Source organism: Burkholderia sp. ABCPW 14 (assembly GCF_001523835.1).
Lineage (GTDB): Bacteria > Pseudomonadota > Gammaproteobacteria > Burkholderiales > Burkholderiaceae > Burkholderia > Burkholderia mayonis.
Map to the genome: position 1 here is coordinate 22,781 of NZ_LOVS01000087.1, position 19,483 is coordinate 42,263.

Consider the following 19,483-nt stretch of genomic DNA (forward strand, 5'->3'; position numbering starts at 1 on the left):
GGCGCCGTCGGCCGTGCGACTGCCGACGGCCGTCGAGGCCGCCGCGCCGCGGATGCGCCCGCTGTCATTCGACCCGATTGCTGCGGGCGTCGGCTTGACGTGGGTCAAGCAAGCGGGCGTGGGGCGGGCGTTCGAGGTTTGTGTCGACGGGATCGCGATGGCGGGCATTCGTCCGTCGGGCGGCGCTCGACGTTGAACGGCGCTTGCGCGGCTTCGTTGCGCGATGTGCGACGCGTCCGGCGATGCGGGCCGGGAGAGCGCGTTCTTTGCGTGAAGGCGCGCTCGCCGGCCGCCGCGCGTGAGCGGTCGCATGCTCGAACGCGGCCGGGCGGCCGGCGGCGCGGCGACGATTCGCGGCGACGATTCGCGGCGACGATTCGCGGCGACGATTCGCGGCGACGATTCGCGGCGACGATTCGCGGCGACCGATCGCGCCGCCCAGCCGTTCGCCGCGCCACGCGATATTTCACCAAACGTGCCGAGCGCAAAGGAACCCGCTTCTAAGCGCCGCCCTCGCAGTTTCCCTCCGCCTCGCGCGCCACATCCGCCCGCCGGATCGCGATGCTCTTCAGCTTCGCGCGCCATGCGCCGAACAGCAGCGCATTGATCTCCTCGAGCGAATAGTGGCCCGCGAGCGTCAGCGTATTCGCGACCCCCGCGTCCACATACGGCTGCAGCGCCGCGCGCATCGCGAGGCGGTCGCTCGGCGCGATGTCGGCGTCGGTCGCGAAATAGTCGGGCAGCGCGACGCGCTCGCCGCGCAGCGACCGGAACAGCCGGTGCGCGTGGTTCTCCGCACGCATCCCCGGCGCGCCTGTCGCGCCGGTGCCGGTGCCGGTGCGCACCGGCCGGTGCTCGATCCACGCGCGCGCCGGCTCGATGCCGGGCGAGCAGTTGTCGCCGAACGCGAGGCTCACGCCGACGACGGGCGCGAACGACGTCAGATGGCTGTTGCGCAGCCCATTGCGCTCGATCGCGTGGCGGACCGCGTGCGGCAGCGGCGGCCCCGCGTGCAGCGCGTCGAGATGCGCATCGCGGTCGCACAACGGAAACGCGCCGCGCTCGGCGGTGAGCTCGGCCGACGCCGCATACGCGTGATTGCGCAGATCGGACGCGATGTAGCGCGTCATCTCGCGCGCGGCCGGCGAATCGTAGCGCAGCCGCATCATCGCGAGCATGTCGGCGAGCCCCGTCACGCCGACGCCGATCCGCCGCTTCTGATACGACTCGCGCGCGTGCGCGGCGAGCGGCCAGCGCGTGACGTCGAGCGCGTTGTCGAGGAGGCGCACCTCGACCCGCACGGCCGCGTCGAACGCGGCGAAGTCGAAGCGCGGCTCGCCGCCGGCGCCGAACGGATTGCGCACGAACCGCGACAGGTCGACCGCGCCGAGCATGCAGCTACCGTACGGCGGCAGCGGCTGCGCGCCGCACGGGCTCATCGCGTCGATCCGCTCGCGGCCGCGCAGCGGGTCGGCCGCGTCGATTGCGTCGACGAACACGAGGCCGGGCCCTTCACCGTCGCGCGTCGTGGCGACGATCTCGCGCCACAGATGGCGCGCGGGCGTCGTCGCATACGTCCACGCGCCGTCGGGCGCGGGCAGCGCGCCGCTCGCCGTGTCGCGCGGCGGCGCCGGATGTCGCAGCGTCCACGGCAGATCCTGCTCGACCGCCTGCATGAACGCATCGGTAACGGCCACCGCGAGCTCGAGCGTCTCCCAGCGCGCGCGCCCGCGCTTCGCGGCGACGAACGCGAGCAGATCCGGATGATCGCAGCGCAGCACCGCGAGTTGCGCGCGGCGGCGTCCGTCGTGCTCGCCCGCCTGCACGCCGATGCGATCGAACCGGTCGAGCGCCGCGCACACGCCGGGCGATGTCGACTGGTCGGCGTCGGGCCGCGCACGCGCGGGCGGGATCTCCGAGAAGTCGTAGCCGACGTCGCCGCCCATCGCGAGCGTCAGGCGCGCTTCGTCGATCGCGTGGCCGAGGTCGGGATGAAAGCGCGTAAGCGCGGCGGGCGCGCGGATCGGATGGACGAAGCAGCTCGCCATCGTCTGATCCTGAGCCGCGCCCGCGCGCGCCATGATGCGGCCCGCGCCGAGCGCGCCGTTCAGCAGGTTCCGGTAGAAGCGCCGCGCCGCGCCGGAGCGCGTCGCGACCGGTTCCACGAGCGCGAGCGCGCGCGCGACCCGCGCGCATGCCTGAGCGCGCGACGTCTCGTCCGGCAGCGCGTAGCGGTCGGCGAATACGGCGTCGCAGATCGGTTGGTCGTCCATGTTGCCGATCATGCGGACGAACGAATCGGCGTGGCGAACGGTGCGCGTCCGTTTTTTGATCGTCCGCAAGCGGCGTGCGCGCGGGCCGCGCGCGGCGGCTCAATGCGCGGCGCGGCGCGGGCGTCTCGCGTGCTGCGTTTCGATGCGCGTCCAGAACGCCTCGAGCGCCGGGTAGATCGATCGCCGCCAGTGCGGGCCGAGGAAGAGGTCGTAGTGATCGCAGTCCGGCGCGGTGATTCGTTCGCGCGCGGCGTCGGGCAGCGCATCGCACAATTGCTGTGCGGCATGCGTCTGGCCGGCGCCGGAAATGTCGTCGCGGCCGCCTTCGATCGTGCAGAGCGCGGTGCGCGTGAGCCGTTGCGGCGCGACGCGGCGGCGGCCGACCGACCAGCGGCCGTTCGCCAGCAGGCGCTCGTGAAAGATCACACGGATCGTGTCGAGGAAATAGCGCTCGGTCATGTCGAGCACCGCGCCGTATTCGTTCATCTCGCGCAGGCAGCGCGCGGCGCCGGCGAAGTCGCCCGTCATCCACGCGGCCCAGTAGCGGCTTTCGAGCGCGACGCGCCGCTGCGGATGCGCGACGACGATCGCCGCGTGCTGGACGAAGCCGGGATAGACGCGCCGTCCGGCGCCCGCGTACGGCGGCGGCACGACGTCGATCGCCGTGCGGCGGAACCAGTCGAGGTCGTGTTCGAGCGCGAAGCGGTCGACGAGCGTCGGGTGCGCGCGCGTGTCGATCGGGCCGCCCAGCAGCGCGACGCTCGCGATGTGGACGCCGCGCGCGGCAAGCAGCGCGGCGGACGCGAGCGCGGGCACCGTCGCCTGACAGACCGCCATCATGTGCAGCCCGTTCGCATTCGCGCCGGCGACGAAGCGCTCGAGCGTGCGCACGTAGTCGTCGAGGCCGAATGCGCCAGCGTCGGGCGGGACGTCGCGTGCGTTGCGCCAATCGGTCACGTAGACGTCGCGCGTCGCGAGCAGCGTCTCGACGGTCTCGCGCAGCATCACCGCGTGGTGCCCGGCAAGCGGCGTGCATAGAAAGACCGCGGGGCGTGCGGCCACGTCGCCGTCGAGCCGGCGCGCGAACTTGCGCAGCGCGCAGAACGGCGTGTCGTCGACGATGCGCTCGTCGATCGCGACGGCCGCGCCGTCGATCACGACCGCTGCGATCGCGAACGGCGGCGGCACGGCGACCGCGTCGGCCGCGCGCGTCATCGGGCCCCATGTGGGCCAGCCCGCCGGGCGCGCGTTCGCGTCCGCGCGCTGCGCGGCGCCCGTCCACGGCTGGCACGCGCGGACGAATTCACGTTGCGCTTCAAGCCACGCGTACAGCATCGAATCTCCTTACCGGCGTTGCGGGAACGGACTACCGAAGTCGCGGCGCGCGCAGGTCGCGAGAGGCGGGATGCGCGCGCCGCGGCCAGCCGGCGCACGCGGCCGGCGGCAGTCGGCGCACGCTCGGCGGGCGCTCCAGGCACTGAAGCGGGCGCCGCTGCGAAGCCTGCTGCCGGCGGCGGCCAGGCGCGATCCGTTTGCCGCAGCGCAACGTATCCGTATTCATCGCGCATCGGATTGGGACAGAATAGGCCTGCGGACGCCTCATCGCCAGATTAAAAGCCGCGCTTGCAGCGCTTTTGACGATCGTCAAGCAGGCGGCGAATGGAGGCGGGCGACGGTCGATTGTGCGGCGCCGGGGCGGCATCGTGACGACGGGGGCGTGCATCGGCTCCGAGCGATCGCGGCCGCCGTTGCGGCGCGGCGATGCAGGGGCGCCGCGCAACGCTGCGGCTTGGGCGGTGTTGCCGCGCCGAAATCGCTCGACGGCGAAGCGCGTCATTCCGCAATCGTCCGACGCAAGACGTTGCGGCGGCCCGCGCGTGGTGGCATCGTGGCGTGAATGCGCGTTCCGGCGCGTTCCGGCGCGTTCCGGCGCCGTCGTACCGCTGCGGAGGCGCGCGCCGATTGACTCAGGTCAACGGTGGCCGACCGGCGCGCCATACGCTACGCGACAATCGGCCGGCGGCCGGGTTGCGTCGTGGCGAATCGTTTGAAAACGGAAACGGATCGCCGGTGCCTGGGCGACGGCGCGACCGCTTGTCGGGCGCAGCACAAGCAGCACAAGCAGCACAAGCAGCACAAGCAGCACACGCAGCACACGCAGCACACGCAGCACACGCAGCACACGCAGCACACGCAACACACGCAACACACGCAACACACGCAACACACGCAACACACGCAACACACGCAACACACGCAACACACGCAGCGCAAGCAGCGCAAGCAACAAGCGAAGCAGCACGCATCGCCCCATCGCCACGGCGGCGCGGACCCGATGCGGCAAACGCAGAAAACGCAGAAATCGGAGGATGGGATGGCAGCGTTCGACGAGCATCAACTCCAGGTTCTGAGCGGTCTGTTGAACGCGTGCAAGCAGGCGCTGCAGGCGGACGTGCGCACACGCGAGCAGCATCGCGCCGACGAGCCGTACGCGAATCTCGCGGGCCAGGCGCCCGACGAAGGCGACGAGGCGAATGCGGATCTGTTCGTCGACGTCGACCACGCGCTGATCGGCATGAAGCTCGCCGAGCTGCGCGACGTCGACGCCGCGTTGCAGCGGATCGCGCGGCGCAGCTACGGCTCCTGCGCGGACTGCGGGCAGCCGATCGAATACGAGCGTCTGCTCGCGCGCCCGACCGCGTTGCGCTGCGCGTCGTGCCAGCACGCGCACGAGCGGCGATTCGCGACGCAGCCGAGGTCGTCGCTGTGAGCGGCGCGGTCCGGCCGCGCGCCGCGCTCGCCGCGCGCTTCTCCACGACGGGAGGCGCCGATGCGTGACGTCGACTATCTGCTCGTCGGCGGCGGCATCGCGAGCGTCACCGCCGCGCGGTCGCTGCGCGGCGAGGACGCGTCGGCGAGCATCGCGATCCTGTGCGGCGAACCCGTCCTGCCGTATCAGCGCCCGCCCCTCAGCCAGGAAATCCTGATCGGCACCGAGCAGGCCGCGACCATCACGCTGCACGACGCGGCGTTTTATGCGTCGCAGCGCATCGATGTCGTGCTCGGCGCGCGCGCCGAGCGTCTCGATCTCGCGAAGCGGATCGTGCGCGCGTCGAACGGCGCCGCGTTCCGCTATTGCAAGCTGCTGATCGCGACGGGCGCGACCGCGAAGATGCCCGCGCTGCCCGGCATCGAGCTCGACGGCGTGCACGTGCTGCACACGATCGCGCAAGCGGAGGCGCTGAAGGACGCGGTGGCGTACGCACGCAGCGCGACGGTGCTGGGCGGCGGCTTTCTCGGCGTCGAGATCGCCGCGACGTTGCAGACGCTCGGCTTGCAGGTGACGCTCGTCGAGCACGAACCGGAACTGATGCCGACGCTGCGCGCGCCGGCGCTCGCGAGCCATTTCGACGCGCTGTGCAAGGCGCGCGGCATCGACGTGCTGACGCGCCACGAGGTGCGCCGCGTGCTCGGCGCGCGCCGCGTCGAGGCGGTCGAGACGAGCGACGGCGAGACGCGGCCGTGCGATCTGTTCGTCGCGGCGATCGGCGTGACGCCGAACTGCGGCTGGCTCGAAGGCAGCGGCCTCGCGCTCGGCGACGGGATCGAAGTCGACGCGTTCTTGCAGACGACCGATCCGAACGTGTTCGCGGCCGGCGACGTCGCGCATTTCGACGATCCGATCTTTGGCGTGCGGCGGCGGATCGAGCACTGGGACAACGCGATGCGGCAGGGCAAGATCGTCGCGCGCAACATGCTCGGCCACCGGCTGCCGTATCGCGACGTATCGATTTTCTACGGCAGCGTGTTCGGGCTGTCGTACAACCTGCTCGGCTATCAGGCCGGCGTGACCGAGACGATCGAGCGCGGCTCGTTCGACGATCGCTCGTACGCGCTCCTCTATCTTGCCGACGACGTGCTGCGCGCCGCGTTCACGATCGACCGGCCGGCCGTCGAGATCGCCGCGCTGAACGACGCGATCCGGCTGCGCGTGAACGTCGCCGCGCAGAAGGCAAAATTGAGCGATCCGAACTTTCCGCTCGACAAGCTGCCGGTGCAGACGATGCTGATCCTGCAAGGCGGCGGCGCGCTCGGCGCGTTCGAATGCGGCGCGGTCAAGGCGCTCGAGCAGCATGGCGTGCGGCCCGACGTGATCTCGGCCGTGTCGATCGGCGCGTTCAACGGCGCGATCGTCGCGAGCCATCCGAAGGGCGCGGTCAAGGCGCTCGAGGCGTTCTGGCGCGACCTGTCGATCGCGCTGCCGTCGCTGTACGGCTCGCCGTGGCACCAGGCGTGGCTGTCCGCGTACGTGCTGTCGTTCGGGGTGCCGAATTTCCTGAAGCCGCAATGGTCGCAGCTCGGCTTCGGCATCGACCCGCTGCGCGCGAAATGGACGAGCTTCTTCGACGCGACGTCGATCGAGAAGCTCGTCGCGCGCTACGTCGATTTCGATTCTCTCGGCACGAGCCCGACGCGTTTGCTGATCAGCGCGGTCGACGTCGAGACGGGCGAGCCGCGCATCTTCGACAGCTACGTCGATCGCCTGAGCCCCGCGCATCTGCTCGCGAGCGGCAGCCTGCCGCCCGGTATGCCGTGGACCGTCGTCGACGGCCGGCCATACTGGGACGGCGGCGTCATCAGCAATTCGCCGCTCGATCTCGTGATCGAGCGCTGCGGGCAGATCGGCGGACGCGTGTTCATCATCGATCTGTTCTCGGGCACGAAGACGCTGCCGACGAACCTTGTCGAAGTGATGCTGCGCCGCGAGGAAATCACGTACATGGACCGCGTGCGCAACGATCTGCGCTTCGAGGAATACGCGAGCGACTTCGGCGATCTCGTCGATGGCATCCTCGCGCACGTCGACGAGCAGACCGCGAACGAAATCCGCCAGAAACCGCTGTATATCCGGCTGATGGGCAACCGCGCGGCGCTCGACATCGCACGGATCACGCTGAATCGCGACGGGCAGTTGTCGTTCATCGAGGACTACGATTTTTCGTCGGACGCGGTCGCGCAGTTGCAGAAGCAGGGCTATGACGCGGCGCTCGTCGCGCTCGCGAACGGCCGCGCGAATCATCGGCGCAAGCATCGCGGCGCGTGACGCGCGCCGCGTTGGATCGCGCCGCGTCACGTTGCGTGACGCCGTGTGCCTCGCTCGCCGCGCGCACCGCACTCACGCGGCGAGCTCTTCCCCGATGCTGTCCCAGCGCTGCGCGATCGCGGCGGGCACGTGGCTCATTGCATGCTCGGAGAGTGCGGTGATCGTGAGGCTCGGGTTGACGCCGAGATTCGCTCCGAGCATCGAGCCGTCGCAGATGTACATGTTGCGATAGCCGAACACGCGGCTGCGGCCGTCGCACACGCCGTCGCGCCGGCTGCGCGCCATCGCCGCGCCGCCCATGCAGTGCGCGGTCATCGGCACGTTCAGCAGGATTTCCGTCAGCGACGTCATTGGCACGCCGCCGAATGCGCGCGCGGCCTTCTCCGCGAAGTCGTTCGCGGCCGGGATGTACGCGGGGATCTTGTCGCCGGCCGTCGCGAGCTGCTTCGAGAACGGCCAGAACCAGCGGCGCTTCAGACGCATCGTCAGGTGTCCTTCGAGCGTCTGCATGCAGAGGAAGATCATCGTATCGTGCGCGAAGCCGCGCGGATCGATCATCCGTATCGCGGTCAGCGGCCGCGTCACCAGCAGCTTCGCGAGCGCGCCGAGCCACATGAGCGGGCGCAGCCCCGCGGGCGCGCCGCGCGTGAGCACGGTCGTCAGCAGTCCCATCGTGTCGGAGCCCGAAGGATAGCGCGTCGCTTCGATGTGCGTGTGCTCGTCGATATAGATGCCCGAGCCGATCGCGACGCCCTTCGACAGATCGACGGTCGATTTCGGGAAGCGCACGCCGATCAGCGATTCGGCGTTCGTGCGCACGCGCTCGCCGAGCGCGCCCGACAGATGCGGCAGCGAGCGCTTCTCCTTCAGGCGCATCAGCAGATCCTGCGTGCCGAGCGACGAAGCGGCGAACACGACGCCGCGGCACGTGACGCGGCTTTTCGTGCCGCGCATGCCGGCCGCGAGCGATACCGCTTCGACCGCGTAGCCCGCCGCGCCGTCGGCGCGCGCGTCGAGCGGGCGCACGTCGACGACCTTCGTTTCCGCGCGCACCTGCGCGCCGCGGCGCTCGGCGAGATACAGATAATTGCGGTCGAGCGTGTTCTTCGCGCCGTGCCGGCAGCCGACCATGCAGCCGCCGCAGCCGATGCACGACGTGCGTTCCGGGCCTTCGCCGCCGAAGTACGGATCGGCGTAGCGCGTGCCGGGTGCGTCGGCGTCGTCGCCGAAGAATACGCCGACGTCCGTCGGATAAAAGCTCTTCTCGACGCCGATCAGCTTCGCCATCTCCTTCAGCCGGAAATCGGCCGCGTCCATTCGCCGGTTCGTGACGACGCCGAGCATCCGCTTCGCGGTCGCGTAGTGCCCGGGCATCACGCGCTCCCAATCCGCGAGGCCCGCCCAGCTTCCTTCGCGCCACACTTTGTCGGGCGGCACGAGCAGCGTGTTCGCGTAGGTGATCGACCCGCCGCCGACCGCATTGCCGTTCAGCACGACGACGTGCTTGAAGAAGCGCATGCCGAAGAAGCCGCGCAACCCGAGCGCGGGCCGCCATTGCCAGCGCGACAGATTCCACGTGGTCGCGGGCAGGTTGTCGGGCGTCCAGCGCCGGCCCTGCTCGATCACGAGCACGCGATAGCCTTTCTCGGACAGGCGCAGCGCCGACACGCTGCCGCCGAAGCCGGAGCCGACCACGACGTAGTCGTAATCGTAGGACTGCTGTTTCATTCGGTTTACCTTTTTTGATTGTTCGAGCCGGCTGGCGCGCGCGGCGGCGCGCGAGCGGTTCGTCTCCCTGTTTTCGCGTTCGCGCGATTCGGCGACAATGCGCGGCCGCATCGCGTGTGCATGGGCGTGCACGCGATGCGCGCGCATCGTCGCCCCCGCAATGTTCGTCAGCCGCGCGAACTCTCTAGTGTCGAGCGCTTGCCGTCGAGTATCAATTCGAAACACGATGCATGCCTTATCGCATTGAATTCGTTTTCGTTTGCGTGAAGATTCAAACAAGCGGAGCCGAAGCGGTCCGATCGCGCACTTGCCGGCCGAGCCGCATTGCTCTAGCTTTCCCGCACGACGCAGAATCCACCACCACCAGACGAACGACGACGACCGCCATGCCCATCTCGAGGAAAATGCTTTGCGCTGCTTACGGCCTGATCGCGCTTGCCGCGCTGATCGGCACCTGGAGCAACAATCTGCTGTATCTGCCGCTCGGCGCGGCGAACGCCGGCCCGCGCTTCCTGCTCGACACGCTCGCGAATCCCGCGAGCCGATCGATCACGGTCGACATCGTGCTGCTCGGCGCGGCGCTGTTCCTGTGGCTCGTGCTCGAAGCGCGGCGCCTCGCGATGCGCGGCGCGTGGATCTACATCGTGCTGAGCATCGCGGTCGCGGTCAGCGTCGCGTTTCCGGTGTTCCTGATCCATCGAGAACGCGCGCTCGCGGCCGCGAACCGGCCCGTGCCGGAGACGCGCAGCCTGCGCGCCGGCGACGTCGCGGGCCTCGTGCTGATCGCGCTGTTCGCGATCGGCTACGGCGTCGTCGCGTTGCAGCGCGTCTAGCGCAAGACGTGCGCCAACACCGGCGCTAGACGCGCTTCTTACGCCGATACGCCGTCGGCCGCCGCGATGATCGCGCGATGCGTGTGCGCGATCTGCTCGCGCAGCCAGCGAAGGCCGGGCTGTGCATCCTGTTGCCGATGCCAGATGAGGCTCACCTGTATCGGCGGAATGTCGATCGGCAGCGGCGCGATCTGCAGCGCATAGACGTCGGCGAAGCTTTCCGCGAGCCGACGCGGGATCGTGCCGAGCAAATCCGATTTCGCGACGAGCGCGGGAATCGTCAGATAGTGCGGCACCTGCAAATGCACGACGCGGCGCACGCGCGCGGAGCCGAGCACGATCTCGAGCGGCGAGCCGCGCCGGTCGCGCGGCTGGATCGACACGTGGCCGCTCTCTTCATAGCCGCGCAGCGCGAGGCCGTCCGCGAACGCCGGATGACCGGCGCGCCCGATGACGACGAGCAGCTCCTCGTGCAGCGGCTCGTAGCAGAGCTCGGGATTGTCGAAATGCAGATAGTCGACCGCGAGATCGAGCGTGCCCGTCGTCAGCTGGGCGGGAATCGAGCCTGCATCGTCGCTCTGCACCGACAGCATCACGTTCGGCGCGCGCGCCTTGATGTGCGCGAGCAGATCGGGCAGCAGCACGGTTTGTCCGTAGTCGTTCATCGACAGCCGGAACAGATGATGCGTGTCGAGCTCGAAATCGGTCTGCGGGCCGAGCCCAATCTGCAGCAGGTACAGCGCTTGACGCACCGGTTCGTACAGCGCGCGCGCCTGCGCGGTCGGCGTCATCCCGCGCGCCGTGCGCGTGAAGAGCGGCTCGCCGAGTTGCTGGCGCAGCCGCGTCAGCGCATTGCTGACGGCCGGCTGGCTCATGTGCAGCCGCACCGCGGCGCGCGACAGGTTCTGCTCCTGCATCAGCGCGTCGAAGACGAGCAGCAGGTTCAAGTCCAGTTGTCGAAGATTCTGGATCATTCGGCGGCGCTCCGGGATGTGCGCGCGCCGAAGCGGGAACGCTCGCCGGACGTGCGGCGGCGCGGGCGCGTCGTGCGCCGTCGCGTCAGCGCGGGCGGTCTCCGTTCGCAATCGAATGCATCGTTCGACATATCGGCGCGGCGCATGATCGAAATCAGATCGATGAATAAATCAAATCACGATTCTCCATTGGAGAAATCGCCGAGGCTACTCTAATCTGCGGTCGAGCCGGCGCGCTTCGGGCGCGCCGCACGTGCCGGACGACAGGAGACCGCGATGACCCAGGACGTGAAGGCGTTCCGCGCGCATTACCGCGCGAACGTTCATCCGCGCTACAACGCATGGCTGCACGGCGGTTTCGTGCTCGCATACGGGATCGCGGCGATCGCGTTCTTTCTGAAGGACGTCGCGCGCGTGAGCGCGTTTCAATGGGCGACGGTGCCGTTCACGTTCCTGCTGTTCAACTGGCTCGAATTCACGGTTCATCGACACGCCGGTCACTTCAAGCGCCGCTTCGGCGCGATGTTCTATCGGCGTCACACGGGCGATCACCACAGCTTCTTCTCGAGCGAGCGGATGACGTACCGCGACGCGCGCGACTGGCGTGTGATCCTGTTCCCGGCCTGGCTGATCGTCGTGTTCAGCGTCGGCCTGTTCGCCGTGCATGCGGTGTTGAGCCGCATCGATGCAAACTTCGCGGGTCTGTTCGCGAGCACGATGCTCGGCGGCTATCTGCTCTACGAATTTCTTCACGCGTGCGAGCATCTGCCCGATACGCATCCGCTCGCGACGTGGCCATGGATTCGGCAGATGCGCACGTTGCACCGGATCCACCATCGCAACGAGCTGATGCGGACTTGCAACTTCGACGTCATCCTGCCGTTGATGGATTGGCTGCACGGCACGTTGCGCTGGAACGCGGAGCCGCAGGCCGAATGCTCGACGTTCATGCGGCACGAGATCGACATCGCGCGCCGCCCCGCCGCGGTGCTCGCCTATGCGAGCACCGCGGCGTGCTGGCCGGAATGGCATCCGTCGTCGCTGCGCGTTGACGGCCCGGCGGGCCCGCTCGCGGCAGGCAGCCGCTTCGAAGAGGACGTGCGCGCCGCGGGGCGCGTCGACCATCTGCGCTGGGACGTCGTGCGCGACGAGGCCGGCGCGATCTGGCAGGCGCGCGCCGTCAACGCGAGAGGCGATCTTCGCATCCTGCTGACCTACGAATGCCGCGACGGCGCGCGGGGTGCGCGCTTCATTCGCACGCTGCAATATCATTCGCCGAATCCGCTGCTGCGGCTCGCGAACGCGCTCGTGATGCGCAAGCGTGTCGAACGCGAATCCGCGCATTCGCTGACGCTCCTGAAGCGGCGGCTCGAAGACGAAGACGCGTGCGGCGCTCGACGTTGAGCGCGCCGCGTCCGTTCGTTCGCGGATTTTCATCGGCGCGTCGCGCATCGGCACGCTGCGGTGCATGTCGTGCGCGTCGTGCGTGCCGTGCGTGCCGTGCGCGCCGAATGCGCCGCGCACGCCGACGCCCGTCGCGCGATCACGCCCAGGACCGCCGCCTCAGCGCCTTCCCGATGCCGCGGCGAATGCTGCCTTCGAGCACATGCCGGACGATCGGCGCGACGAGCGGCACCTTGCCTTCGAACGTGATCACGTAATGAAAGTACGTGCGGCGCTCGTCGATCGGATGAAAGCGCATCACGCCGAGATGGTCGCGCAGCGGGCTGCCGCGTGTGATCCGGTATTCGATCAGTTCGTTTTCCTGATAGGCGGTCACCGTCTCGACGAACGACGGCGCGCCGGGCACGCGCATCTCGCGCGCGGAGCCGACGCCGTTGCGCGCCGGCTTGCCGTCGCTGATCCGGCGGATCTTGGCGGGCGAGAAGATCGACGCGAGATTCTCGTGCTCGCTGAAGAAGCGGAAAACCTGCTGAACCGGAGCGTCGAACTCTTCGGCGATTTCTATGCGTTGCTGTTTCATGTGGATGTCGCGTGTCGAGGATGGAGGGGCGGCCGGCATGCGGTCGTGCTGCGCAACGTTCTGACGGGTGTCGGTCGATGTTGCGGCGCACCACGAGTGCCGGTCTCGTCGCGCACGTGATGACGATGACATTGATCAATGGCAACGTCAATCGGGGCGATTGCGTGTGTCGGCGCGGGGTCATATCGCGGGGGCGGCGCGCGCGTGCGTTCGCGTGATTTCCGAAACCCGCGCATCCGAATGTCGCGGCGTGAGAAATCGAATTCGAAGCCGGGAGCCGCATGCGCGCAGCGAACCCGTCGGCTGCGGTGCCGACGGGGCATTCAGGCAGCGCCGCCGAGGCGCCCGTTCCGGACCCACCGGCCGAACGTGAACGCGAGCGGGCCGGCGTGCAGATACGCGGCGAACAGCCAGTACGGCACGCGCGTGAATTGCTGCAGTTTGTAGTCGAACAGGCCGAGCCATGACACGAGTCCTTCGGCCAACGGCCCGGTCGCGGCGACGATGACGGACAGCACGGCGATCCGCATCCGATAGTCGGTCGTGGCGGCGATTCGCACGATCCAGAGCGCGACGAGCGCGATCGACAGCATGAACGGATGCGTATTGCCGAACAGCCCGGTCGCTCCATAAACGAGGTGCGTAACGGCGACGAGCGACACGAGCGTCGACAGCGGCGGCGGCGTCGTGCCGCTCGTGAACGGATGCGTCGCGGCGAGGATCGCGACGCTGGCCGCGACGAAGATTGGCCACACGATCACCGATTGACCGTCGAGCCGCGGCGCCCAGTTGTACCAGAGGATGCCGTTCCACACGTGATAGAAGTGATCGCCGACGCTGAAGATACCGAGGCCCGCGATCAATGCGCCGATGACGATGCGCTGCGCGACCGGTGATTGCGCGGTCGGTTGCCGAATGACTGAAGTCTCCATGCTTTTTTCTCCCTGTTGATGAAGCTGAAACGCCGCCGTCGATGCCGCCCGGCGTACGATCCGGTTGGAACGCGCACGCGCACGCGCGGCGCGGCCGATGCGAGATGACGCATCAGCCGGACGACACCTCGCAGTCGACGTATTCGATGTACCCGCGCCCGCTGTGTGCGCGGCCCTTGACGCTGCCTTCGAAGCGATAGCTGGCGACGTAGCCGCGCCCGTGGCCGAAGCGCCACGGACTGTCGATCGTGCCGTGCAGATCGAGCCACGGCCGGCCGGCGCCGTCGCGCGCGGTCCACGACAGGCGATGCGGCAGCCGCATGCGCTTGCCGTCCGGCGACGTGGCGAGCTCTTGCCGATACTCGTCGATGACGAACGCGACGCCGCGCTCGTGAATCTCGGCGGTGCCGTCGAGCGCGCGCAGGTGAACGCCCTTGAACGCCTTTTCGCCGAGCACGCGGACTTCGGTCAGCAGCAACTGGACGCCGTCGTCGAGATTGACGATCTGGTACGTGAAGAAATCGAGCGGCAGCTTCCAGCGCTCGCTCAGCGGCTGCGCGAACCACGCTTGCGGCGTCGTCATCCGCGCGTATTCGAACGTGCACAGCGTGTCGATCGGCGTCGTGCGATCGCCGTGGCGGATTGTCCCCGAGCACTTCGCGAGCAGGCTCAGATGGTCGTATGCGACGTTGTGGACGAACCACGAGACGATGTCGGTGCAGTCGATCGCGACGTCCATGCCGAAGTGCGCATAGTCGGCTTTCACCGTGTAGCGCGGGTACGCGCCCGCGATCGTCAGGTCGTCGCCGAACGCGACGACCGTGTCCGCGCGCTGCACGACACATTCGCGGCCGATCGAATACGCGCGATAGTGATGCGCGTCGTCCGCCGCCGTCGACGACAGGACCGTCGCGACATCGCGCGGATCGCCGTCGACCAGGTAGTCGTTGTCGAACGCGAGGCTGCCCGTCGCGCCGAGCAGCGTCATCACGTTGCAGTACCGGTGCGGCTCGGGCAGGCTCGGAAAGAAGACGCCGTAATGCGTGAGCCCGTAGCGCTTCTCGCGCACGTGCGGCACGAGCATGTCCGGTGCGCCGAACGGGCGCGTCGACGCGTCGGCCGCGCGATCGATTTTCGGCAGCAGCGCGGCGACGACGATCCGCGCGAGCGCTGACATGAGCCGGCTGGTGCGCGCGGCGGAGTGGGACGGAGCGTTTCCTGGGGCGATGACTGAGTTCATGGCGAGAGCGAGGTCGAGGGGTGGGCGCGGCGAAGCCGGGGCGATTCGGGATGCGAACGAAATCGCGTGCTCGGGCGGTTTCCGTGTCATTGATGAATTGGAATATCGCGCTGCCGTGCCGCGTGCGCGATCGACGCACGACGGGTGAAGCAGCGCTTGCGCGATCGATGTTGACATCGATCGATGTAACGTTCTGGGGAGTCTAGGACGAAACGCGCAACTGCGGAAATTGATAATGGTGATAAGCCATATTCGAGTCGCGATGCGTGATGGCCGATCGGGCGAGCGCGAATAACTCGTGACGCGAGTGGGGGGATCGCGAGCGCGAACCCGTCGATTGCCGATGCGCGAACGCGCGGCGGCGTCGAATGCGTCTTGATCCGGCAGTGTTTGCGCGTCGCACAAAAGAGAGCCATGCGAGCGCGCTGGCGGCATGTGCGGCGCGACACAGCGCGATATTGCGTTGGCAGCATGCGATTTCCGCGATCGACGTCATGCGAACGAGCGTGCTGAAAGGTGTCATAACATTCCGCCGCCCGTTTGAAAATCGGGGCGACTCCGAGTCCGAAGAGGCTTTCACCACGCGCGATAACTTTGTTACGCTCTGCGGCGAAGCGTGCGACAAAATCAAACGTGGAGACAATTGAATGAGCCAGTACGGGCCATTGCGATTGCATGTGCCGGAGCCTACCGGGCGTCCGGGATGCAAGACCGATTTTTCCTATTTGCACCTGTCGCCCCCCGGCAAGGTGCGCAAACCCCCTATCGACGTCGCCCCCGCCGACACGAGCGACCTGGCCTATGGCCTCGTCCGCGTGCTCGACGACGACGGACGAGCCGTCGGGCCATGGGCGCCCGATCTCGACCCCGACATCCTGCGCAAAGGCATCCGCGCGATGCTGAAGACGCGCGTCTTCGACGCGCGCATGCAGGTCGCGCAGCGCCAGAAGAAAATTTCGTTCTACATGCAATGCCTCGGCGAGGAAGCGATCGCGGTCGCGCACACGCTCGCGCTCCAGCGCGGCGACATGTGCTTCCCGACCTATCGTCAGCAAGGCATCCTGATGGTGCGCGACTATCCGCTTGTCGACATGATGTGCCAGCTGATGTCGAACGCGCGCGATCCGCTGAAGGGCCGCCAGTTGCCGGTGATGTACTCGACGCGCGAAGCCGGCTTCTTCTCGATCTCGGGCAATCTCGCGACGCAGTTCATCCAGGCGGTCGGCTGGGCGATGGCGTCGGCGATCAAGGGCGACACGCGGATCGCGTCCGCGTGGATCGGCGACGGCGCGACGGCCGAAGCCGACTTCCACACCGCGCTCACGTTCGCGCACGTGTACCGCGCGCCCGTGATCCTCAACGTCGTCAACAACCAGTGGGCGATCTCGACGTTCCAGGCGATCGCGGGCGGCGAAGGCGCGACCTTCGCCGGGCGCGGCGTCGGCTGCGGCATCGCTTCGCTGCGCGTCGACGGCAACGATTTCCTCGCTGTCTACGCCGCATCCCGCTGGGCGGCCGAACGCGCGCGCCGCAACCTCGGGCCGACGCTGATCGAGTGGGTCACGTATCGCGCGGGCCCGCATTCGACGTCCGACGATCCTTCCAAATATCGCCCCGGCGACGACTGGACGTGCTTCCCGCTCGGCGATCCGCTCGAGCGCCTGAAGCGCCACATGATCGGCATCGGCGTGTGGTCCGAGCAGGAGCACGAGGACACGAAGGCCGCGTTCGAAGCGGAAGTGCTCGCTGCGCAGAAGGAAGCGGAGCGCTACGGCACGCTCGCCGACGAGCACGTGCCGAACGTCGCGAGCATTTTCGAGGACGTCTACAAGGAGATGCCGGAGCACTTGCGCCGGCAGCGCCAACAGCTCGGGGTTTGAAGCGATGACGACAGCAAGCAAAGAAGGTCCGGCGGCTTCGCCGATGACCATGATCCAGGCTTTGCGCTCGGCAATGGACGTGATGCTCGAGCGCGACGGCAACGTGGTGGTGTTCGGACAGGACGTCGGCTATTTCGGCGGCGTGTTTCGCTGCACCGAAGGACTGCAGAACAAATACGGCAAGTCGCGCGTGTTCGATGCGCCGATCAACGAAGGCGGGATCGTCGGCGCGGCGGTCGGGATGGGCGCGTACGGGCTGCGGCCCGTCTGCGAGATCCAGTTCGCCGACTATTTCTATCCGGCGTCCGACCAGATCGTGTCGGAGGCGGCGCGGCTGCGCTACCGGTCGGCGGCCGAGTTCATCGCGCCGCTGACGATCCGCATGCCGTGCGGCGGCGGCATCTACGGCGGCCAGACGCACAGCCAGAGCCCCGAGGCGATGTTCACGCAGGTATGCGGGCTGCGCACCGTGATGCCGTCGAATCCGTACGACGCGAAGGGCCTCTTGATCGCGGCGATCGAGAACGACGATCCGGTGATTTTCCTCGAGCCGAAGCGGCTCTACAACGGTCCTTTCGACGGCCATCACGAACGGCCGGTGACGCCGTGGAGCAAGCATCCGGCGAGCCTCGTGCCCGACGGCTATTACACGGTGCCGCTCGAATCGGCGGCGATCGTGCGTCCGGGCAGCGACGTGACGGTGCTGACCTACGGGACGACCGTGCACGTGTCGATCGCCGCCGCCGACGAGACCGGCATCGACGCCGAAGTGATCGACCTGCGCAGCCTGTGGCCACTCGATCTCGACGCGATCGTCGAATCGGTGCGCAAGACGGGGCGCTGCGTCGTCGTGCACGAAGCGACGCGCACCTGCGGCTTCGGCGCAGAGCTGATCTCGCTCGTGCAGGAGCATTGCTTCCATTGGCTCGAAGCGCCCGTCGAGCGCGTGACGGGCTGGGACACGCCCTATCCGCATGCGCAGGAATGGGCGTATTTCCCGGGCCCGAACCGGGTCGGCGACGCGCTGCGGCGCGTGATGGAGAACTGACATGGGCATCCACGTCATCAAGATGCCGGATATCGGCGAAGGCATCGCGGAAGTCGAGCTCGGGCTGTGGCACGTGAAGATCGGCGATCGCGTGAAGGAAGACCAGGCGATCGCCGACGTGATGACCGACAAGGCGTCGGTCGAGATTCCGTCGCCCGTCTCGGGCGTCGTCGTCGCGCTCGGCGGCAAGGAAGGCGACGTGCTCGCGGTCGGCAGCGAGCTCGTGCGGCTCGAGATCGAAGGCGACGGCAATCACCGGGGCGATCGTTACGGCGATGCCGCGAACGGCGGCGCGCGCGACGCGGCGAGCGCACAGCCGGAGCGCGTCGCCGAGGCGGCGCACGCGCATGCGAACGCCGGCGCGCAGTCGGCGCGCGCCGAGCGTGGCGTTGGCGATGCGCGCGCTGCCTCGCGCGAGGCAGCGGATGCGAACGACGATCGCGCCGAACGTACGGAACGTGGCGAACGTACGGAACGCGACGAACGCGACGAACGCGACGAACGCGACGCTTCGCGCGCCGCGATGCCGGCGACGTCCGCCGCCGCCGATACACGGCACGCCGCCCGCGAGCAAGCCTCGCCGCCGCCCGCGCGCCGGCCGGGCGAGCGCCCGCTCGCGTCGCCCGCGGTGCGCAAGCGCGCATGGGATCTCGGCATCGAGCTGCGCTACGTGCACGGCACGGGCGAAGCGGGCCGCATCCTGCACGAGGATCTCGATGCATACCTGCAAGGCCGCGGCATCGTCGCGCCGGGCGCGCGCGGCGGCCACGCGGCGTACGCCGAGCGGCACGACGAGGAAGCGGTGCCCGTGATCGGGCTGCGCCGCAAGATCGCGCAGCGGATGCAGGACGCGAAGCGCCGCATTCCGCATTTCAGCTACGTCGAGGAGATCGACGTCACCGAGCTCGAAGCGTTGCGCGCCGAGCTGAACCGCAAGTACGGCGAAGCGCGCGGCCGCCTGACGGTGCTGCCGTTCCTCGCGCGCGCGATGGTGATCGCGCTGCGCGACTTCCCGCAGATCAACGCGCGCTACGACGACGAAGCCGGCGTCGTCACGCGTCACGGCGCGGTGCATCTCGGCATCGCGACGCAGAGCAAGGCGGGCCTGATGGTGCCCGTCGTGCGCCACGCGGAGGCGCGCGATCCGTGGGCGATCGCGGCCGAGATCGCGCGGCTCGCGGACGCGGTGCGCGCGGGCCGCGCGGAGCGCGACGCGCTGTCGGGCTCGACGATCACGATCACGAGCCTGGGCGCGCTGGGCGGGATCGCCTCGACGCCCGTCATCAATTCGCCCGAAGTCGGCATCGTCGGCGTGAACCGGATCGTCGAGCGGCCGATGTTTCGCGACGGCGCGGTCGTCGCGCGCAAGCTGATGAACCTGTCGTCGTCGTTCGACCATCGCGTGATCGACGGCATGGACGCGGCCGAATTCATCCAGGCCGTGCGCGCGCTGCTCGAGCAACCCGCCCTTCTTTTCGTGGAATGAG

Annotated in this window: 16 protein-coding genes; 8 read left to right on the forward strand and 8 right to left on the reverse strand. The window is 68.5% G+C overall.

What is annotated here, in order from left to right:
- Positions 1 to 500 precede the first annotated feature (500 nt).
- The 3 genes from WS62_RS12920 to WS62_RS37400 all read right to left on the reverse strand — a co-directional run bounded on the left by WS62_RS12920 (position 501) and on the right by WS62_RS37400 (position 4,668).
- Entirely contained in the window at positions 501 to 2,342 is a 1,842-nt protein-coding gene (locus tag WS62_RS12920; RefSeq protein ID WP_066571228.1) for a ribonucleotide reductase N-terminal alpha domain-containing protein, read from the reverse strand.
- A gap of 30 nt (positions 2,343 to 2,372) precedes the next feature.
- Positions 2,373 to 3,608, reverse strand: a complete 1,236-nt coding sequence (gene phaZ / locus WS62_RS12925) for a polyhydroxyalkanoate depolymerase (RefSeq protein ID WP_066571229.1) — start codon at positions 3,606 to 3,608, stop codon at positions 2,373 to 2,375.
- A 637-nt stretch (positions 3,609 to 4,245) separates the two neighbouring features.
- Positions 4,246 to 4,668, reverse strand: coding sequence for a hypothetical protein (locus tag WS62_RS37400; RefSeq protein ID WP_197422823.1), 423 nt, complete (start codon positions 4,666 to 4,668; stop codon positions 4,246 to 4,248).
- Here WS62_RS37400 and WS62_RS12935 point away from each other — a divergent pair.
- Both WS62_RS12935 and WS62_RS12940 read left to right on the forward strand, forming a co-directional pair.
- On the forward strand, positions 4,648 to 5,043 hold the full coding sequence (locus WS62_RS12935) for a TraR/DksA family transcriptional regulator (protein ID WP_066571345.1): 396 nt from the start codon (positions 4,648 to 4,650) through the stop codon (positions 5,041 to 5,043). The two genes, WS62_RS37400 and WS62_RS12935, sit on opposite strands and share 21 nt — an antisense overlap.
- 60 nt (positions 5,044 to 5,103) lie before the next feature.
- Positions 5,104 to 7,377, forward strand: a complete 2,274-nt coding sequence (locus WS62_RS12940; protein WP_066571232.1) for an FAD-dependent oxidoreductase — start codon at positions 5,104 to 5,106, stop codon at positions 7,375 to 7,377.
- Between the two features lie 72 nt (positions 7,378 to 7,449).
- Here the strand turns inward: WS62_RS12940 and WS62_RS12945 are convergent, their stop codons facing one another.
- Entirely contained in the window at positions 7,450 to 9,105 is a 1,656-nt protein-coding gene (locus tag WS62_RS12945; RefSeq protein ID WP_066571346.1) for a GMC oxidoreductase, read from the reverse strand.
- A 404-nt stretch (positions 9,106 to 9,509) separates the two neighbouring features.
- Here WS62_RS12945 and WS62_RS12950 point away from each other — a divergent pair, with 404 nt between their 5' ends.
- Positions 9,510 to 9,938, forward strand: coding sequence for a DUF2834 domain-containing protein (locus tag WS62_RS12950; protein WP_066571234.1), 429 nt, complete (start codon positions 9,510 to 9,512; stop codon positions 9,936 to 9,938).
- A gap of 38 nt (positions 9,939 to 9,976) precedes the next feature.
- Here WS62_RS12950 and bsrA read toward each other — a convergent pair whose 3' ends face one another.
- Complete coding sequence (gene bsrA, locus WS62_RS12955) at positions 9,977 to 10,912, reverse strand: LysR family transcriptional regulator BsrA (RefSeq protein WP_066571236.1); 936 nt, start codon at positions 10,910 to 10,912, stop codon at positions 9,977 to 9,979.
- Between the two features lie 276 nt (positions 10,913 to 11,188).
- On the opposite strand from bsrA, the gene WS62_RS12960 reads away from it, so the two are divergent.
- Positions 11,189 to 12,316, forward strand: coding sequence for a sterol desaturase/SRPBCC family protein (locus WS62_RS12960; RefSeq protein ID WP_066571238.1), 1,128 nt, complete (start codon positions 11,189 to 11,191; stop codon positions 12,314 to 12,316).
- 139 nt (positions 12,317 to 12,455) lie between these two features.
- On the opposite strand, the gene WS62_RS12965 is transcribed toward WS62_RS12960, so the two are convergent.
- From WS62_RS12965 to WS62_RS12975, 3 genes are all read right to left on the reverse strand, one after another.
- Positions 12,456 to 12,896, reverse strand: a complete 441-nt coding sequence (locus WS62_RS12965) for an SRPBCC family protein (protein WP_066571240.1) — start codon at positions 12,894 to 12,896, stop codon at positions 12,456 to 12,458.
- A 323-nt stretch (positions 12,897 to 13,219) separates the two neighbouring features.
- Positions 13,220 to 13,828, reverse strand: coding sequence for a hypothetical protein (locus WS62_RS12970; RefSeq protein WP_066571241.1), 609 nt, complete (start codon positions 13,826 to 13,828; stop codon positions 13,220 to 13,222).
- 112 nt (positions 13,829 to 13,940) lie between these two features.
- A complete protein-coding gene (locus WS62_RS12975; protein ID WP_231748278.1) occupies positions 13,941 to 15,005 on the reverse strand; it encodes a DUF6670 family protein in 1,065 nt (354 codons plus the stop codon).
- Positions 15,006 to 15,436: 431 nt separating this feature from the next.
- Between WS62_RS12975 and WS62_RS37405 the strand changes: the two genes are divergently transcribed.
- Genes WS62_RS37405 through WS62_RS12990 form a run of 4 tightly spaced genes read left to right on the forward strand, consistent with a single transcriptional unit; the run spans position 15,437 to position 19,482 of the window.
- Entirely contained in the window at positions 15,437 to 15,715 is a 279-nt protein-coding gene (locus tag WS62_RS37405; protein ID WP_197422827.1) for a hypothetical protein, read from the forward strand.
- Positions 15,716 to 16,948 carry a 3-methyl-2-oxobutanoate dehydrogenase (2-methylpropanoyl-transferring) subunit alpha gene (locus WS62_RS12980; protein WP_066571245.1) on the forward strand — a complete coding sequence of 411 codons (1,233 nt, stop codon included), beginning with the start codon at positions 15,716 to 15,718 and terminating at the stop codon, positions 16,946 to 16,948.
- A 4-nt stretch (positions 16,949 to 16,952) separates the two neighbouring features.
- Positions 16,953 to 17,996 (forward strand): alpha-ketoacid dehydrogenase subunit beta, encoded by a 1,044-nt coding sequence (locus WS62_RS12985; protein WP_066571247.1) that lies wholly within the window; start codon positions 16,953 to 16,955, stop codon positions 17,994 to 17,996.
- A 1-nt stretch (position 17,997) separates the two neighbouring features.
- Complete coding sequence (locus WS62_RS12990; RefSeq protein WP_066571249.1) at positions 17,998 to 19,482, forward strand: dihydrolipoamide acetyltransferase family protein; 1,485 nt, start codon at positions 17,998 to 18,000, stop codon at positions 19,480 to 19,482.
- The last annotated feature ends 1 nt before the right edge of the window (position 19,483 follow it).

Coding starts and splice junctions, on each gene's coding strand:
- bsrA (WP_066571236.1), bottom strand. CDS start 10,912: ATGATCCAGAATCTTCGACAACTGGACTTGAACCTGCTGCTCGTCTTC.
- WS62_RS12960 (WP_066571238.1), top strand. CDS start 11,189: ATGACCCAGGACGTGAAGGCGTTCCGCGCGCATTACCGCGCGAACGTT.
- WS62_RS12990 (WP_066571249.1), top strand. CDS start 17,998: ATGGGCATCCACGTCATCAAGATGCCGGATATCGGCGAAGGCATCGCG.
- WS62_RS12935 (WP_066571345.1), top strand. CDS start 4,648: ATGGCAGCGTTCGACGAGCATCAACTCCAGGTTCTGAGCGGTCTGTTG.
- WS62_RS12945 (WP_066571346.1), bottom strand. CDS start 9,105: ATGAAACAGCAGTCCTACGATTACGACTACGTCGTGGTCGGCTCCGGC.
- WS62_RS12970 (WP_066571241.1), bottom strand. CDS start 13,828: ATGGAGACTTCAGTCATTCGGCAACCGACCGCGCAATCACCGGTCGCG.
- phaZ (WP_066571229.1), bottom strand. CDS start 3,608: ATGCTGTACGCGTGGCTTGAAGCGCAACGTGAATTCGTCCGCGCGTGC.
- WS62_RS12975 (WP_231748278.1), bottom strand. CDS start 15,005: ATGTCAGCGCTCGCGCGGATCGTCGTCGCCGCGCTGCTGCCGAAAATC.
- WS62_RS12965 (WP_066571240.1), bottom strand. CDS start 12,896: ATGAAACAGCAACGCATAGAAATCGCCGAAGAGTTCGACGCTCCGGTT.
- WS62_RS12950 (WP_066571234.1), top strand. CDS start 9,510: ATGCTTTGCGCTGCTTACGGCCTGATCGCGCTTGCCGCGCTGATCGGC.
- WS62_RS37405 (WP_197422827.1), top strand. CDS start 15,437: ATGCGTCTTGATCCGGCAGTGTTTGCGCGTCGCACAAAAGAGAGCCAT.
- WS62_RS37400 (WP_197422823.1), bottom strand. CDS start 4,668: ATGCTCGTCGAACGCTGCCATCCCATCCTCCGATTTCTGCGTTTTCTG.
- WS62_RS12985 (WP_066571247.1), top strand. CDS start 16,953: ATGACGACAGCAAGCAAAGAAGGTCCGGCGGCTTCGCCGATGACCATG.
- WS62_RS12940 (WP_066571232.1), top strand. CDS start 5,104: ATGCGTGACGTCGACTATCTGCTCGTCGGCGGCGGCATCGCGAGCGTC.
- WS62_RS12980 (WP_066571245.1), top strand. CDS start 15,716: ATGAGCCAGTACGGGCCATTGCGATTGCATGTGCCGGAGCCTACCGGG.